This is a genomic window from Streptococcus oralis subsp. oralis (assembly GCF_002096495.1).
GTDB classification, from domain to species: Bacteria; Bacillota; Bacilli; order Lactobacillales; family Streptococcaceae; genus Streptococcus; species Streptococcus oralis_CU.
Map to the genome: position 1 here is coordinate 299,297 of NZ_NCUO01000011.1, position 17,821 is coordinate 317,117.

Annotated in this window: 12 protein-coding genes and 1 pseudogene; 10 read left to right on the forward strand and 3 right to left on the reverse strand. The window is 40.4% G+C overall.

The window, feature by feature from the left end; genetic code table 11:
* Window positions 1-86: 86 nt before the first annotated feature.
* Window positions 87-2,192: an ATP-dependent Clp protease ATP-binding subunit gene (locus B7717_RS05055; protein ID WP_084944309.1), complete on the forward strand. Its 2,106-nt coding sequence runs from the start codon at window positions 87-89 to the stop codon at window positions 2,190-2,192.
* 167 nt (window positions 2,193-2,359) lie between these two features.
* Here the strand turns inward: B7717_RS05055 and B7717_RS05060 are convergent, their stop codons facing one another.
* Window positions 2,360-2,842, reverse strand: a complete 483-nt coding sequence (locus tag B7717_RS05060; protein ID WP_000032544.1) for an S-ribosylhomocysteine lyase — start codon at window positions 2,840-2,842, stop codon at window positions 2,360-2,362.
* 94 nt (window positions 2,843-2,936) lie between these two features.
* Window positions 2,937-4,421 carry a DUF1846 domain-containing protein gene (locus tag B7717_RS05065; RefSeq protein WP_084880413.1) on the reverse strand — a complete coding sequence of 495 codons (1,485 nt, stop codon included), beginning with the start codon at window positions 4,419-4,421 and terminating at the stop codon, window positions 2,937-2,939.
* Between the two features lie 152 nt (window positions 4,422-4,573).
* On the opposite strand from B7717_RS05065, the gene B7717_RS05070 reads away from it, so the two are divergent.
* Window positions 4,574-6,184, forward strand: coding sequence for a glycoside hydrolase family 13 protein (locus tag B7717_RS05070; RefSeq protein ID WP_049520840.1), 1,611 nt, complete (start codon window positions 4,574-4,576; stop codon window positions 6,182-6,184).
* Window positions 6,185-6,244: 60 nt separating this feature from the next.
* On the opposite strand, the pseudogene B7717_RS05075 reads toward B7717_RS05070, so the two are convergent.
* Window positions 6,245-6,634, reverse strand: a pseudogene (locus B7717_RS05075) (IS3 family transposase); the annotation flags it as partial.
* A 743-nt stretch (window positions 6,635-7,377) separates the two neighbouring features.
* Between B7717_RS05075 and B7717_RS05080 the strand changes: the two are divergent.
* The 8 genes from B7717_RS05080 to cps2T all read left to right on the forward strand — a co-directional run bounded on the left by B7717_RS05080 (window position 7,378) and on the right by cps2T (window position 17,821).
* Window positions 7,378-9,345 carry a peptide ABC transporter substrate-binding protein gene (locus tag B7717_RS05080; RefSeq protein ID WP_000837392.1) on the forward strand — a complete coding sequence of 656 codons (1,968 nt, stop codon included), beginning with the start codon at window positions 7,378-7,380 and terminating at the stop codon, window positions 9,343-9,345.
* 148 nt (window positions 9,346-9,493) lie between these two features.
* A complete protein-coding gene (locus B7717_RS05085) occupies window positions 9,494-11,455 on the forward strand; it encodes a peptide ABC transporter substrate-binding protein (protein WP_065427703.1) in 1,962 nt (653 codons plus the stop codon).
* Window positions 11,456-11,646: 191 nt separating this feature from the next.
* On the forward strand, window positions 11,647-13,092 hold the full coding sequence (gene cpsA, locus B7717_RS05090) for an LCP family glycopolymer transferase CpsA (RefSeq protein ID WP_084944310.1): 1,446 nt from the start codon (window positions 11,647-11,649) through the stop codon (window positions 13,090-13,092).
* Between the two features lies 1 nt (window position 13,093).
* Complete coding sequence (cps4B, locus tag B7717_RS05095) at window positions 13,094-13,825, forward strand: capsular polysaccharide biosynthesis protein Cps4B (protein ID WP_000565332.1); 732 nt, start codon at window positions 13,094-13,096, stop codon at window positions 13,823-13,825.
* Between the two features lie 8 nt (window positions 13,826-13,833).
* Window positions 13,834-14,526 (forward strand): capsular polysaccharide biosynthesis protein CpsC, encoded by a 693-nt coding sequence (cpsC, locus tag B7717_RS05100; protein ID WP_000664124.1) that lies wholly within the window; start codon window positions 13,834-13,836, stop codon window positions 14,524-14,526.
* A 9-nt stretch (window positions 14,527-14,535) separates the two neighbouring features.
* Window positions 14,536-15,228: a tyrosine-protein kinase gene (locus B7717_RS05105; RefSeq protein ID WP_001142576.1), complete on the forward strand. Its 693-nt coding sequence runs from the start codon at window positions 14,536-14,538 to the stop codon at window positions 15,226-15,228.
* Window positions 15,229-15,250: 22 nt separating this feature from the next.
* On the forward strand, window positions 15,251-16,618 hold the full coding sequence (locus tag B7717_RS05110; RefSeq protein ID WP_084944311.1) for a sugar transferase: 1,368 nt from the start codon (window positions 15,251-15,253) through the stop codon (window positions 16,616-16,618).
* A gap of 30 nt (window positions 16,619-16,648) precedes the next feature.
* Window positions 16,649-17,821 (forward strand): beta 1-4 rhamnosyltransferase Cps2T, encoded by a 1,173-nt coding sequence (gene cps2T, locus B7717_RS05115; RefSeq protein ID WP_000750329.1) that lies wholly within the window; start codon window positions 16,649-16,651, stop codon window positions 17,819-17,821.

Below are 17,821 nucleotides of genomic sequence, written 5' to 3' on the forward strand. Positions count from 1 at the left end.
TAGCTAGTCTAAAATTTTTAAAACAAAGGTCAAAGATAGTCAATATCAGAGATCGCAAATAATTAAGAATAAACGAGGTAAAGAATATGAACAACAACTTTAATAACTTTAACAACATGGATGATTTATTTAACCAATTGATGGGTGGTATGCGAGGATATAGTTCTGAAAATCGTCGCTACTTGATTAATGGACGTGAAGTGACACCTGAGGAATTTGCTCAGTATCGTGCAACTGGTCAATTGCCAGGAAATGCAGAATCTGATGTGCAAATGCAACAACAGGCTTCAGGTATGAAACAAGACGGTGTCCTTGCTAAACTAGGTCGTAACTTGACCGCAGAAGCTCGTGAGGGCAAGCTGGATCCTGTTATCGGACGAAACAAGGAAATTCAAGAAACATCTGAAATCCTCTCACGTCGTACGAAAAATAATCCTGTTCTAGTCGGAGATGCAGGTGTTGGTAAGACAGCCGTTGTCGAAGGCCTAGCACAAGCGATTGTGAACGGAGATGTTCCAGCTGCCATCAAGAACAAGGAAATTATTTCTATTGATATCTCAGGTCTTGAGGCTGGTACTCAATACCGTGGCAGCTTTGAAGAAAACGTTCAAAATCTAGTCAATGAAGTGAAAGAAGCAGGGAATATTATCCTCTTCTTTGATGAAATTCACCAAATCCTTGGTGCTGGTTCAATCGGTGGAGACAGTGGTTCTAAAGGTCTTGCAGATATTCTCAAGCCAGCTCTCTCTCGTGGTGAATTGACCGTTATTGGAGCGACAACTCAAGACGAATACCGTAACACCATCTTGAAAAATGCAGCTCTTGCTCGTCGTTTCAACGAAGTGAAGGTCAATGCTCCTTCAGCAGAGGATACCTTTAAAATCCTTCAAGGGATTCGTGATCTCTATCAACAACACCACAATGTCATTTTGCCAGACGAAGTCTTGAAAGCAGCAGTGGATTATTCTGTCCAATACATTCCTCAACGCAGCTTGCCAGATAAGGCTATTGACCTTGTCGATGTAACGGCAGCTCACTTGGCAGCTCAACATCCTGTAACAGATGTGCATGCTGTTGAACGGGAAATTGAGGCAGAAAAAGACAAGCAAGAAAAAGCAGTTGAGGCAGAAGACTTTGAAGCAGCTCTCAATGCTAAAACACGTATTGCAGAATTAGAGAAAAAAGTCGAAAACCACACAGAAGACATGAAAGTGACTGCAAGCATCAACGATGTGGCTGAGTCTGTAGAGCGAATGACAGGTATTCCAGTGTCACAAATGGGAGCGTCAGATATCGAACGTTTGAAAGATATGGCTCATCGCTTGGAACACAAGGTAATCGGCCAAGATAAGGCAGTAGAAGCAGTAGCTCGTGCTATCCGTCGTAACCGTGCAGGATTTGATGAGGGCAATCGCCCAATCGGTAGCTTCCTCTTTGTAGGGCCTACTGGGGTTGGTAAGACGGAACTTGCTAAGCAATTGGCGCTCGATATGTTTGGAACCAAGGATGCGATCATCCGTTTGGATATGTCTGAATACAGTGACCGCACAGCCGTTTCTAAGTTAATTGGTACAACAGCAGGTTATGTAGGTTATGATGACAATAGCAATACCTTGACAGAACGTGTTCGTCGCAATCCTTACTCTATCATTCTCTTGGATGAGATTGAAAAGGCTGATCCTCAAGTAATCACCCTTCTCCTCCAAGTATTGGATGATGGTCGTTTGACTGATGGTCAAGGAAATACAGTGAACTTCAAGAACACGGTCATTATCGCGACATCAAATGCTGGATTTGGTTATGAAGCCAACTTGACTGAAGATGCGGATAAACCAGAATTAATGGATCGTTTGAAACCATTCTTCCGTCCAGAATTCCTTAACCGCTTTAACGCAGTTATCGAGTTCTCACACTTGAATAAGGAAGATCTTTCTAAGATTGTGGACTTGATGTTGGCTGAAGTCAACCAAACCTTGGCTAAGAAAGACATTGATTTGGAAGTCAGCCAAGCAGCTAAGGACTTTATCACAGAAGAAGGCTATGACGAAGTCATGGGTGTTCGTCCTCTCCGTCGTGTGGTTGAACAACAAATTCGTGATAAGGTAACAGATTTCCACTTGGATCATCTAGATGTTAAACATCTGGAAGCAGATATGGAAGATGGTGGTTTAGTTATTCGTGAAAAAGCCTAATACTCTTCGAAAATCAAATTCAAACCACGTCAACGTCGCCTTGCCGTACTCAAGTACAGCCTGCGGCTAGTTTCCTAGTTTGTTCTTTGATTTTCATTGAGTATAAGACAAAATTTTGAGAATAAAAAAAGAAGGAGCCAGCTGAAAAAACTGGTTCCTTTTTGTGTTTAGATGACATGGCGTTCAAAGGCATCATCTGAGATTCCTTGTTCCAGGATGAGTTTTGCCCATTCTTTAGCAGAAAAGAGGCTGTGGTCCTTGTAGTTTCCGCAAGATTCGATGGTTGTTCCAGGGACATCTTCCCAAGTAGTGGTTTCAGCAATTTCCTTGAGCGAATCCTTGATAACAGCTGCAATTTCAGCGCTAGTATGGCGTCCCCACATAATCATGTGGAAGCCTGTACGGCAACCAAATGGCGAACAGTCAATCATGCCGTCGATGCGGGTACGGATGAGTTTGGCCAAGAGGTGCTCGATGGTGTGAAGACCAGCGGTAGGGATAGAGTCCTCATTTGGCTGTACCAAGCGAATATCAAAGTTGGAGATGATGTCTCCCTTTGGCCCCGTTTCTTCCCCAATCAAGCGAACATAAGGTGCTTTAACAATGGTGTGGTCAAGTTCAAAACTTTCAACAATAACTTCTTTTGACATGGTATATCCTTTCAGTTTTCTTCTTTCATTATATCATAAAGACTGCTCTTGAAACAGAGAGAAAACCTCTCCAAGAAAGGAGAGGTTTGAGTTTTTATTTGCGATACAAGCGATCGTATTGGTAGTAAGGGTCAAAGGTTACGTTGATACCTAGTTTGCGAAGGACATTCTTGTCTTCATCGGTCAGGATGATGGTTGAGTGAGCTTCGCTTCCTTTGAGGTTACCAAGTTCTTCCATGGCACGCGCAGCATCAGGATTTTCCATGGCTGTGATTGCAAGTGCAATCAAAATTTCATTTGAGTGGAGGCGAGGATTGCGGCTACCGAGATGATTGATTTTAAGGCCTTGAATTGGTTTGACGACTTCAGGCTCGATGAGTTTTACTTCCTTAGCGATGTTAGCTGATTTTTTGATGGCATTGATCAAGGCAGCAGCTGTAGGACCAAAGAGTTCAGAGTTTTTACCAGTTACGATTTCCCCATTTGGCAACTCAAGGGCTAGGGCAGGGCCACCAGTTTCTTCTGCTTTTTGGCGTGCAGCAACAGCAACCTTACGGTCTGCAGGTGTGATACCGAGGTCGTTCATGAGCAGTTCAATCTTCTTGACAGCAGTTTCTCCGACTTTTTCAGCTTTGAAATCAAGTACAGTCTGATAGTAGCGACGGATGATTTCTTGTTTAGAGGCTTCGATAGCAGCCTCATTATCTGTAATAGCAAAGCCAACCATATTGACACCCATGTCTGTTGGTGAAGCGTATGGAGATTCACCGAGAATGCGCTCCAACATACGTTTGAGCACTGGGAAGATTTCGATATCACGGTTGTAGTTGACAGTGGTTTCTCCGTAGGTTTGGAGATGGAAAGGGTCAATCATATTGACATCATCAAGGTCCGCGGTTGCAGCCTCGTAGGCCAAGTTGACTGGGTGATGAAGGGGAAGATTCCAAACTGGAAATGTTTCAAACTTAGCGTAACCAGACTTGATGCCATTAAGTTGGTCATGGTACATATTGGACATACAAGTGGCCAATTTTCCAGAACCAGGTCCAGGAGCAGTTACAACAATCAAGTTGCGACTAGTTTTGATGTAGTCGTTTTTCCCCATACCTTCTGGAGAAATGATGTGGTCCATATCAGTCGGGTATCCTTTGATTGGATAATGAAGATAGGAATCAATCCCGTTTTTATCTAACTGGTTGCGGAAGGCATCTGCAGCGGGTTGTCCGGCGTATTGTGTGATGACAACAGAACCGACAAAGATTCCCAGTTCATTGAATTTGTCGATCAAACGAAGAACTTCTTGGTCATAAGAAATGCCTAGGTCGCCACGTGCTTTGGAATGCTCGATATTGCTAGCGTTAATAGCAATCACAACCTCAACTTGCTCCTTCAACTCCTGCAAGAGCTTGATCTTGTTGTCAGGCTCATAACCAGGCAGTACACGAGCAGCGTGGAAATCTTCTAACATTTTGCCGCCAAACTCTAGGTAAAGCTTGCCGTCAAATTGGTTAATGCGCTCCAAAATGTGGTCGCGCTGTAGATTTAAATATTGTTCAGAACTAAAAGCTTGTTTTTTCATTTTTTTACCTCTGACCTCTATTATATAAAAAAAATGGGAGTTAGGAAACTACGGAGCTAAAAAAGAAATCAAAAAGATTAGGCAAACGCTTGCACTAAGATTTAAAAAGCGCTATCATAGACTGTAGAATATTAAAATAATGAGGTAAACAGATGCAAGAAAAATGGTGGCACAATGCCGTAGTCTATCAAGTCTATCCAAAGAGTTTTATGGATAGTAATGGAGATGGAATTGGTGATTTGCCAGGAATTACTAGTAAGTTGGACTATCTAGCTAAGTTAGGAATCACAGCGATTTGGCTTTCTCCCGTTTATGACAGTCCGATGGATGATAATGGCTATGATATTGCCGATTATCAAGCGATTGCTGCTATTTTCGGAACCATGGAGGACATGGACCAACTGATCGCAGAAGCTAAGAAACGTGATATTCGTATCATCATGGACTTGGTGGTCAATCATACCTCGGATGAGCATGCTTGGTTTGTCGAGGCCTGTGAAAATCCTGACAGCTCTGAGCGAAACTACTATATCTGGCGGGATGAGCCCAACGATTTGGATTCCATTTTTAGTGGGTCTGCTTGGGAATACGATGAAAAGTCAGGTCAATACTATCTCCACTTTTTCAGCAAGAAACAGCCTGATCTCAACTGGGAGAATGAAAAACTTCGCCAGAAAATTTACGAGATGATGAACTTCTGGATTGAAAAAGGTATTGGTGGTTTCCGTATGGATGTCATTGATATGATTGGTAAGATTCCTGATGAGAAGGTAGTGAATAATGGTCCTATGCTCCATCCCTATCTCAAGGAAATGAATCAGGCGACCTTTGGGGATAAAGATCTTTTGACGGTGGGAGAAACTTGGGGGGCAACGCCAGAAATTGCCAAGCTTTACTCGGATCCAAAAGGACAAGAATTGTCTATGGTCTTCCAGTTTGAGCATATCTGTCTTCAGTATCAGGAAGGGCAACCTAAGTGGCACTACCAAAAAGAGTTAAATGTAGGGAAGTTAAAAGAAATCTTCAACAAATGGCAGACAGAGTTAGGTGTTGAGGACGGCTGGAATTCCCTCTTCTGGAACAACCATGACCTCCCTCGTATCGTCTCTATCTGGGGAAATGACCAAGAACACCGCGAAAAATCTGCCAAAGCCTTTGCAATCTTGCTTCATCTCATGAGAGGGACTCCTTATATCTACCAAGGTGAGGAGATTGGGATGACCAACTATCCTTTTGAAACACTGGATCAAGTAGAAGATATTGAATCCCTCAACTATGCGCGTGAGGCACTTGAAAAAGGTGTTCCGCTCGAGGAAATTATGGACAGTATCCGTGTCATCGGACGTGATAATGCCCGTACCCCGATGCAATGGAATGAAAGCAAAAATGCTGGTTTCTCAACTGGTCAGCCTTGGTTGGCAGTTAATCCAAACTATCAAGAAATCAACGTTCAAGAAGCACTAGCAAACCCAGATTCGATCTTCTATACTTATCAAAAACTCGTTCAAATTCGTAAGGAGAACAGCTGGCTGATTCGAGCTGACTTTGAATTACTCGATACTTCTGATAAGGTCTTTGCTTATATCCGTAAGGACGGGGGTCGTCGCTTCCTAGTTGTGGCCAACTTGTCCAATGAAAAACAAAACTTTTCAGTAGAAGAAAGAGTTAAATCTGTCTTGATTGAAAACACTGTGACTCAAGAAGCAGTTGAAAAACAGGTCTTGGCTCCATGGGATGCTTTCTGTGTGGAACTAACGGATTAAAATAAGTGAACCTCAAGCATTTGATGCTTTGTACTGACTCCCAAAAGTTAGACAATTTATTTATCCGAAGGATTTAGTTCTGTATTGAACAGAGCTAGATCCTTTTAGTTTAACTTTGATTCGTTTGTTATTGTAGTAATAAATGTAGTTCACAATTGCTTGTTCAAGGTCTTCTAAAGACCTAAAGTGCTTCTCATAACCGTAAAACATCTCCGATTTCAAAATACCAAAGAGGGACTCCATCATACCGTCGTCTGGGTTGTTACCCTTGCGCGACATGGATGGCTGAATTTCCTTATTCTCTAGAAACCGATGATAAGAATCATGTTGGTATTGCTGGCCTTGATCTCTATGAAGAATCGTATTTGTGTAATGATTCTCACTGAAGGCCTGGTTTAACATAGCTTTCACTTGTTATAAATTTGGTAAAGTTGAAAGATTATATGCGATAAAAGTGCGAGACAATCAAAATGGATGGTACACATGGTAGTGTGTGGAAGTAGGAGAAGTCGAGAAAATTGATATCATCGGAAATGTTGATACAGTAAACTCCACACGCTTCTTGGGACAGTTTCCTTTATGCTCAAAAAACAATTATAAGACATAGTATTTTAAAATAATGCATTGTGATACAGGAAAAAAACTAAAAAGAATGTAGGGTTTATTCCCCTACATTCTTAAAATAACTTAGTACATAAATGATAATGCTGTTGCCGCCATCAATATTGCAAGAACTATTTTCCAAATTTTTTTATTTTTTCCAAAAATCTTATCAGGTAACAAGCTTATTACAAGAAAGGTAATAAACAACACCAATTTTGTATATATCATTAGAATTCTCCTTTCTATAAACAAATTGGAACCGAAAAACTAAAGTGATGAATTCTATTAGTTCACCTACTGAATTAGTTTTTATGTATACGCTTACATTATACCGTAAAATATTATTATTTCAAAGAAAACGAACTAAAAAGGAATTGTGGGGTGAGGGAGATTGGGAACTCCCTCAAAATTTAAAAGGGGTAAAAAAGGCATTTGGGGTGCAGTACACTTGAGGTTCTTTCACTAAAAAATATATAGAAAAGTCTTTAAAAAATATTTGTTAGAATTTTCTAAAAAATCTGGCGAAAGTCCTTGCTTTTATGAAAAAATAGGGTATAATGGTGAAAACACTATCTTTAAGGAGATTACTTATGAAATCGAAAAAGTGGCTCTTAGGAGCAGGTGCTGTTTTGAGTGCAGCCCTACTGTTAACTGCTTGTGGGCAAAGTGAAAAGAAAGCGGATGCTCCCAAGACATTCTCTTATGTCTACGCTATGGATCCGTCTTCTTTGGACTATAGTGTGACGAGCAAGAGCTCAACCTCTGACGTTATAGCAAACGTTGTTGATGGTCTTTTGGAAAATGACAAGTATGGGAACTTGATTCCATCACTTGCAGAAGACTGGTCTGTTTCAAAGGATGGTTTGACTTACACCTACAAACTTCGTAAGGGTGTAAAATGGTATACTTCTGATGGAGAAGAATACGCTGAAGTTAAGGCCAAAGACTTTGTTACTGGGCTTAAACATGCTGCTGATGGAAAATCAGATGGTCTTTCTTTGATTCAGGATTCTATCAAAGGTTTGGCAGAGTATGTTAGTGGTGAGAGCAATGATTTCTCTACCGTAGGAGTTAAGGCTGTTGATGATTATACGGTAGAATACACGCTCAACAAACCAGAAAGTTTCTGGAACTCTAAGGTCACAACGGCAACCATGCTTCCAGTTAATGAAGAATTTTTGAATTCTAAAGGGAGCGACTACGGTGCACCAACTCCATCGGGTATCCTATATAATGGTCCTTATTTCTTGAAATCATTGACTTCAAAATCAGTCATCGAGTATGAAAAGAATCCAAACTACTGGGATAAGGACAATGTCAAGATTGATAATATTAAACTAACTTTCTACGATGGATCAGACCAAGAATCTTTGATTCGTAGCTTTACACAAGGAGCTTATACAACAGCCCGTCTCTTCCCAACAAGCTCAAACTTTGAGTCAACTAAACAAGAGTATGGCGATAAGATTGTTTACAGTCCACAAGAAGCGACAAGCTACTACCTCACTGTTAACGTAAACCGCCAATCTTACAATAAAACAGCCAAAACAGACGAAGCTCAAAAAACATCAACGAAAGAAGCTCTTCTCAACAAGAACTTCCGTCAGGCGCTGAACTTTGCCCTTGACCGTCACTCATACACTGCCCAGTTGAATGGTGAAGAAGGTGCGAACAAGATTATCCGTAACAGCCTAGTGCCTCATGACTACGTTCAAGTAGGTGAAAAAACCTTTGGAGAGTTGGCGCAGGCAGAGCTCGTTTCATATGGTGACCAGTGGAAAGATGTGGCCCTTACAGATGGCAAGGATACGATTTACAGTCCTGAAAAAGCTAAGGCAGCCTTTGCTAAAGCCAAGGAAGAATTGCAAGCCAAGGGTGTTACCTTCCCAATCCATTTGGATATCCCCGTTGAACAAACAGATGTAATCGCGGTTCAACAAACCAACTCACTCAAGCAGTCTATCGAATCATCACTTGGTACTGAAAATGTCATTGTTGATGTCCTTCAAATGACCGATAATGAGAAAATAAGCATTACGTCTCAAGCCAAGGTTCCATCCCAAAAAGACTATGACTTGAACGGAACTGGTTGGGGACCAGACTATCAAGACCCAGCTACCTACCTCAACATCCTTGATGCTAAGAAGGGTTCTGCCCTTAAACACTTGGGGATCACTCGTGGAAAAGATCCAGAAGTGATGGCTCAAGTCGGTCTAGACGAATACAAGAAACTCTTGGATGATGCCGCAGCTGAAACAAGCGACCTCAATAAGCGTTACGAAAAATACGCTAAAGCGCAAGCTTGGGTATCTGATAGTTCGCTTTTGATCCCAGTTGCTTCTTCAGGTGGTTCTCCAACTGTTAGCCGTACTGTACCATTCACAAAAGCATACTCTCAAGTCGGAATCAAGGGAGACCCATTTGTGTTCAAAGGTTTGGAATTGCAAAATGATGTTGTGACTGCAAAAGAATACGAAGAAGCCTTCAAGAAATGGCAACAAGAAAAAATCGAAACAAATGCCAAATACCAAAAAGAACTTGAAAAACACGTCAAGTAATCTATAAACAGAAAAGGAAGTTGCAGGAAACTGTGCTTCCTTTTTTTGTTTTGAGACACCAGTTGTCATAAAAGTAGTAACTTTACATTTTTGAATAAATTTGATAAAATATAGTTATGTTATAAAAAGTGACATAAAGGAGCGAATGATGATCAAACTGAAAAAAAGACTAATCGGGACAGGTCTCGTCTTAGCGACAGGGATTTTGCTCTCTGCATGTGGACAGTCCAACACAGATACTAGCACTTATTCATCAACATTTAGTGCGAATCCAACAACTTTTAACTATCTCCTAGATTATTATGCAGATAACACTGCCGTTATTACCAATCTTGTAGATGGTTTGTTAGAAAATGACAGCTATGGGAACCTCGTACCTGCTCTTGCGGAGGATTGGTCTGTTTCAGCAGATGGTTTGACTTATACCTACAAGCTTAGAAAAGATGCCAAGTGGTATACAGCTGACGGTGAGGAATATGCTTCAGTCAAAGCTCAGGATTTTGTCACTGGGATCAAATATGCCGCGGACAACAAGGGGCAAGCCATGGATCTGATCCAAAATTCAATCAAGGGATTGAATGACTATGTGACGGGTGTGACCAATGACTTTTCAACTGTCGGTGTCAAAGCCTTGGATGATTACACAGTCGAGTACACTTTGACTCGACCAGAACCGTATTGGAATTCAAAGACAACCAATAGTATTCTTTTCCCAGTCAACGAAGAGTTCTTGAAATCAAAGGATAAAGATTTTGGTACCTTGACACCAGACAGCATCCTTTATAACGGTCCCTATCTGTTAAAAGATTTCACATCAAAATCTTCGATCGAATATGTGAAGAATCCACACTATTATGATCATGATAAAGTAACCATTGAAAAAGTTAAGTTAGCTTACTTTGATGGGTCAGATCAGGAGATGACCATTCGAAACTTTGAAAGTGGTGCTTACTCGATTGCAGGAGTCTATCCAAATAGTTCGAACTATGCTAAGACAAAAGAAAAATACCAAGACAATATCGTCTATAGCTTACAAGATAAGACATCTTGGTACTTTAACTTTAACGTCAACCGCAAAACCTATAATCATACCGCTAAAACAACGGACGAACAAAAGAAATCAGCTCAAACAGCTATCTTAAATAAAAATTTCCGTCAGGCTATCAACTTTGGTATTGATCGAACAGCCTACTCTGCTCAATCTAACGGTGAAGAAGCAGCGAGCAAAACCCTTCGTAATACTCTAGTTCCTCCAATATTTGTCCAGGTGGGAGATAAGACCTTTGGAGAAGTAACAGCTTCTAAGCTTGTGAACTACGGAACTGAGTGGTCAGGTATCAATTTGGCAGATGCTCAAGATGCCTACTTTAACAAGGAAAAGGCCCAAGCAAAATTTGCGGAAGCTAAAAAGGAATTGGAAGCCCAAGGCGTGACTTTCCCAATCCATTTGGATGTCCCTGTTGATCAGACGAATAAAAATGCGGTTTCTGGTATGAACTCGGTTAAACAAACCCTTGAAACAGTACTAGGTTCTGACAATATCGTCATTGATGTTCAACAGCTTTCTACAGATGACTTTGGAAATGTTGCCTTCCTAGCACCAAATCCAGCAGCTCGTGATTACGACCTAAACTTTGATGGTTGGGTTGGTGATTACCAGGATCCATCAACTTATCTAGATCCCTTCAATGCTGAAACTGGTTTCTATCTCAAAATTTTTGGTCTTGATGCCAAGGAAGACCAAGAGCTCATTAAGAGTTTGGGGCTCGATACCTATACACAACTCCTGAAAGAAGCAGATGCAGAGAACAAAGATGTCGCTAAGCGTTATGAAAAATACGCTGAAGCTCAAGCTTGGATGATTGACAATTCTCTGGTCATGTCTGCTATGTCAAATGGCGGTACAGCCTCTGTAACTAAAGTAACTCCGTTTACACGTGCCTACTCCCTAGTAGGTATCAAGGGTGACGGAAATAATTATAAGTACATGAGATTACAAAAAGATCCTGTTACCAAGAAACAATTTGACGAAGCCAAGGCTAAGTGGGAAGAAGAAAGTAAAAAAGCTGTCGAAAAGAGTCAAAAAGAGTTTGAAAACCACGTAAAATAAGATTACAGACAAGGTTGCCCCTGAGCGCCTTGTCTTTTTGTGCAGAATGGCATTCGGAACTTTGCTTATATTTCAGAGCAACTTAAGAGAACAAAAGCGAATGAAAACGCTGAAAATAGCAAGGATGGATGGAATTTCCATCATGATTGTGATATAATATTTATAACTATTAACGTGTATAGGGGATTATCATGAGTAGACGTTCAAAGAGAGCTCGTTCTGGCAACATGAAACGAAATATTAACATAGTCTTATTAACCATTTATCTACTGTTGGGTGGTTTTTTGCTGTTCTTGATTTTTAGACACAACATTTTAGCCTTTAAATACTTGAATATTATTTCTGCAGTTCTCATTTTATTAGCTGCTTTAGTAGGACTACTGCTGATTGTTTATAAAAAAGCTGAGAAGTTTACGGTCTTCTTTTTGACGCTTGCCATCTTAGTTAGTTCAGTTTCTCTCTATGCTTTGCAACAGTTTGTCGGTTTTACCAATCATATCAATTCGACGTCAAATTACTCAGAGTATTCAATCAGTGTGGTCGTTTTGAAAGATAGTGAGATCAATAATGTGACTCAACTGGATACGGTTACGGGGCCAACAGAGACAGACAATGACAATATTCAAAAGTTGTTAGCAGATATTAAGACCAGCCAGAGTAAGGACTTGACAGTTGAGAAAGCGACTTCTTACCTAGCAGCTTATAAGAGTCTGCTTTCTGGTGAAACGAAAGCAATTGTCTTAAATAGTGTCTTTGAAAATATCATTGAAGTAGAGTATCCAGATTATGCTTCAAAAATCAAAAAAATCTATACAAAACAATTAACTAAGGATGTTGCGGCACCAAAGGTATCGAAGAATAAAGCTTTCAATATTTATGTGAGTGGTATTGATACCTATGGTCCGATTAGTTCAGTTTCGCGTTCAGATGTAAATATTTTGATGACAGTGAACCGTGATACCAAAAAAATCCTTCTCACTACAACTCCTCGTGATTCCTATGTTCCGATTGCGGATGGAGGAAACAATCAAAAGGACAAATTGACCCATGCAGGGATTTATGGAGTAGACTCGTCGATTCATACCCTGGAAAACCTATATGGTGTGGATATCAATTACTACGTCCGTTTGAACTTCACTTCTTTCTTGAAGTTGATTGACCTTTTAGGTGGCGTAGATGTTTATAATGACCAAGATTTCACATCTTTACACGGGAAGTTCCATTTCCCAGTTGGGAATGTTCATCTAGACTCTGAGCAGGCTCTTGGTTTTGTCCGTGAGCGCTACTCTCTAGCAGATGGAGATCGTGACCGTGGTCGAAATCAACAAAAGGTTATTGTAGCTATTATTCAGAAGTTGACGTCAACTGAGGCTTTAAAAAACTACGATAACATCATCAAGGGATTGCAAGATTCTCTTCAGACCAATATGCCTTTGGAAACCATGATGGATCTGGTTAATACTCAATTGGAGAGTGGTGGGAACTACAAAGTCAACTCTCAAGACTTGAAAGGAACTGGACGCACGGATCTTCCTTCATACGCTATGCCAGATAGTAACCTCTACATGATGGAAATTGATGAAAGTAGCTTGGCCGCTGCGAAAGCTGCTATCAATGATGTGATGGAGGGCAAGTAGCATGATCGATATTCATTCGCACATCGTTTTTGATGTGGACGATGGTCCAAAGTCGATAGAGGAAAGTAAAAAACTTCTTAGAGAGGCCTACAGTCAAGGAGTGAGGACAATCGTTTCAACTTCGCATAGACGAAAAGGGATGTTCGAAACTCCTGAAGAAAAAATCGCGACTAACTTTCTAAAGGTGCGAGAAATGGCTAAGGAAGTTGCGGATAACTTAATCATTGCCTATGGGGCAGAAATCTACTATACGCCAGATGTTGTTGAGAAGTTAGAAAAGAAATTAATCCCGACCCTCAACGATAGTCGCTATGCTTTGATTGAGTTTAGTATGAATACACCCTATCGGGATATGCATAAGGGGCTGAGTAATATTCTAATGTTAGGCATTACACCCATCATTGCCCACATTGAACGTTACGATGCTTTAGAAAACAATGAGCAGCGCGTGCGAGAGCTGATTGATATGGGATGTTATACTCAAGTCAATAGTTCTCATGTCTTGAAACCTAAACTCTTCGGAGAAACTTATAAATTCATGAAAAAGAGAGCTCAGTATTTCTTGGAACGAGATCTGGTTCACGTGATCGCAAGTGATATGCACAACTTGGATCACAGACCTCCTCATATGGAGGAAGCCTATGATATCATTGCCAAAAAATACAGTGAAGATAAGGCTAAGGAACTTTTTAAGGATAATCCCCGAAAAATAATAATGGATCAATTGATTTAGGAGAAAAAATGAAAGAACAAAATATGATGGAAATCGATGTATTTCACTTACTTAAAATCCTTTGGAAACGAAAATTTTTAATTGCTTTGGTAGCATTCGTGACAGGGACAGTAGCATTTGCCTACAGTAGTTTTATTGTGAAGCCGGAGTTTACGAGTACGACCCGAATTTATGTGGTCAACCGTAATCAGGGAGATAAGCCAGGTTTGACCAACCAAGACTTGCAAGCTGGATCTTACTTGGTAAAAGACTATCGTGAAATCATTCTCTCGCAAGACGTTTTAGAAAAAGTTGCGACTGATTTGAAACTAGATCTCCCTCCAAAAGGTCTAGCTAGTAAAATTAAGGTAACAGTTCCAGTGGATACGCGTATTGTTTCTATCTCTGTGACAGATCGTTTGCCTGAAGAAGCGAGCCGCATCGCTAACTCTTTGAGAGAGGTTGCTGCCCAAAAAATCATCAGTGTCACGCGAGTTTCAGATGTGACAACGCTTGAAGAAGCTCGTCCTGCAACATCCCCATCGTCTCCAAATATCCGTCGCAATACCATGGTTGGATTTCTTGCTGGCGCAGTTGTAATGGTTGTTACGGTTCTCCTAGTTGAGCTCTTAGATACACGAGTGAAACGTCCAGAAGATATCGAAGATGTGATGCAAATTGCGCTATTGGGAGTAGTTCCAAATTTGGATAAATTGAAATAGGAGAGAGAGATGCCAACATTAGAGATTGTACAAAAAAAATTAGATTTGGCAAGAAAAGCTGAAGAATATTATAATGCGCTTCGTACCAATATACAGTTGAGTGGGAATAATTTGAAAGTTATTTCGATCACGTCTGTGAAACCGGGTGAAGGGAAGTCAACTACTTCTACAAATATTGCTTGGGCTTTCGCGCGTGCGGGCTATAAGACGCTGTTAATCGATGCCGATATTCGTAATTCTGTCATGTCAGGTGTTTTTAAATCACGCGAGAAGATTACTGGACTAACAGAGTTCTTATCTGGGACGACAGACCTATCACAAGGCCTATGTGATACCAATGTTGAAAACTTGTTTGTTATTCAAGCGGGTTCTATATCACCCAACCCAACAGCCTTGCTACAAAGTGAAAATTTTGCAACCATGCTTGATACCTTGCGTAAGTACTTTGATTACATCATTGTGGATACAGCGCCAATCGGAGTTGTCATAGATGCAGCTATCGTCACTCAAAAATGTGATGCTTCTGTTTTGGTAACTGCTGCTGGTGAAACAAATCGTCGTGATGTCCAAAAAGCTAAAGAACAACTCGAACAAACAGGAAAACCATTCTTAGGAATTGTGCTTAATAAACTCAATACTTCAGTTGAAAAATATGGCTCCTATGGAGCATATGGAAACTATGGGAATTATGGCAAAAAATAATAAATAGTTTAGGGAAGATATTATGGAAGAAAAGGGATTGAAGATTACTTTGGCGGCAATCCAGAGTTTTCTTGTCATTTTATTAGCATATTTACTTAGTTTTGTAAAGGAAACAGAGATTGTAAATACTTCTGTTATTATCTTGTTCATTCTTCATTTTTTTGTGTTTTATATCAGTGATTATGGGCATGATTTTTTTAAAAGAGGCTATTTAGCAGAGTTTATCAACACTACAAAGTATATCGTGTTCTTTGCTTTAGCTATCAGTATTTCGAATTTTTTCTTAGAAGATCGTTTTAGTATTTCTAGACGAGGAATGATTTATTTTTTGACAATACACTCTATTCTGTTGTATTTGTTGAATCTGTGCATGAAACGCTATAGAAAACGCATCTTTCCAAGTCTCAAGGGGAGTAAGAAGATATTCTTGATAACAGCGACCTCTAGGGTTGAAAAAGTCATCGATAGGTTGATAGAGTCGGGAGAAATTTTTTGGAATTTGGTGGCGGTCAGTGTTTTAGACCAACCTGATTTTCAGCAACAATCCTTAACAGTTGTACCTGCTGAGAACATCTTAGACTTTGCTACTCATGAAGTTGTTGATGAGGTCTTTATCAATCTACCAAGTGAAGAGTACGACATCGGGGAGTTTATCTCACTTTTTGAGACAATGGGAATTGACGTGACAGTTAATCTCAATGCTTTTAACGATAATTTAGGTAGTGATAAAAAAATTCGTGAAATGGCAGGTTTGAATGTCGTAACTTTTTCAACAAAATTTTATAAGACGAGTCATGTGGTCGCTAAACGGATCATTGATATTGTCGGTTCGATTGTTGGATTGATTATTTGTGGTTTGGTGAGCATTGTTTTGGTTCCAATGATTCGACAAGATGGTGGGCCAGCGATTTTTTCTCAAACGCGTATTGGAAAAAATGGTCGACATTTCACTTTCTATAAATTTAGATCCATGTGCGTGAATGCTGAGCAGAGGAAACAAGAACTTTTGGCTCAAAATACCATGCAAGGTGGTATGTTTAAGGTTGATGATGATCCTCGTATCACACCAATTGGTCGCTTTATTCGTAAGACCAGCCTAGATGAGTTGCCACAGTTTTGGAATGTTCTCATGGGAGATATGAGTCTGGTTGGGACCCGTCCCCCAACAGTGGATGAGTATGAAAAATATACACCTGAGCAAAAACGTCGATTGAGTTTTAAACCTGGGATAACAGGCTTGTGGCAAGTCAGCGGGCGAAGTGAGATCAAGGATTTCAATGAAGTTGTCAAATTAGATGTGGCCTATATTGATGATTGGACTATTTGGAAAGATATTGAAATATTGTTAAAGACCGTTAAAGTTGTATTTATGAGAGATGGGGCAAAGTAATTTCTGCCCTTCAGTCCTGTTAGGAGAGAGATGAAAAAGTCAGTTTATATCATTGGTTCAAAGGGGATTCCTGCCAAGTATGGAGGATTTGAAACCTTTGTTGAAAAATTAACCGAATATCAAAAAGACAGCAACATACAATACTATGTTGCTTGTATGCGTGAAAATTCAGCCAAGTCTGGTATTACGGAAGACCAGTTTGAGCACAATGGAGCCATTTGCTTCAACATCGATGTACCCAATATCGGACCGGCCCGCGCCATCGCTTACGATATTGCAGCGGTCAATAAGGCTATTGAATTGGCTAAGGAAAACAAGGACGAGGCTCCCATTTTTTACATTCTAGCTTGTCGCATCGGTCCTTTTATTTCTGGACTTAAGAAAAAAATTCGTGCGATCGGTGGCTCTTTGCTGGTAAATCCTGATGGCCATGAATGGCTGCGAGCAAAGTGGAGCCTGCCAGTTCGTAAGTACTGGAAATTTTCAGAGCAGCTCATGGTCAAACATGCAGATTTACTGGTCTGTGACAGTAAAAATATCGAACAATATATCCAAGAGGATTATAAGCAGTATCAACCAAAGACCACCTATATTGCCTATGGGACAGATACAGCCCCTTCAATCCTGAAGGCAGAAGATACCAAAGTTCGGAACTGGTATCAGGAAAAAGGAGTTAGCGAAAATGGCTATTATCTAGTAGTGGGACGATTCGTTCCTGAAAACAACTACGAAGCCATGATTCGTGAATTTATCAAGTCCAAGTCCAAAAAGGACTTTGTTCTCATCACAAATGTGGAGCAGAATAAATTTTACGACCAGTTGTTACAAGATACTGGTTTTGATAAAGATCCTAGGGTCAAATTTGTCGGGACTGTCTATGACCAAGAGTTACTCAAGTACATTCGCGAAAATGCCTTTGCCTATTTCCATGGGCATGAGGTTGGAGGAACCAACCCTTCTCTACTGGAAGCTCTAGCATCCACAAAACTGAATTTGTTGCTAGATGTTGGCTTTAACCGTGAGGTTGGTGAAGACGGGGCCATTTATTGGAAAAAAGATGAGTTGGCTCGTGTCATTGAGGAAGTAGAGGGATTTGATCAGGTAGCAATAACTGACTTGGATTTCAAGTCAAGTCAAAGAATCCTCTCGGCTTTCACATGGGAAAAGATTGTGTCAGATTATGAAGAAGTGTTTAAAGGATAG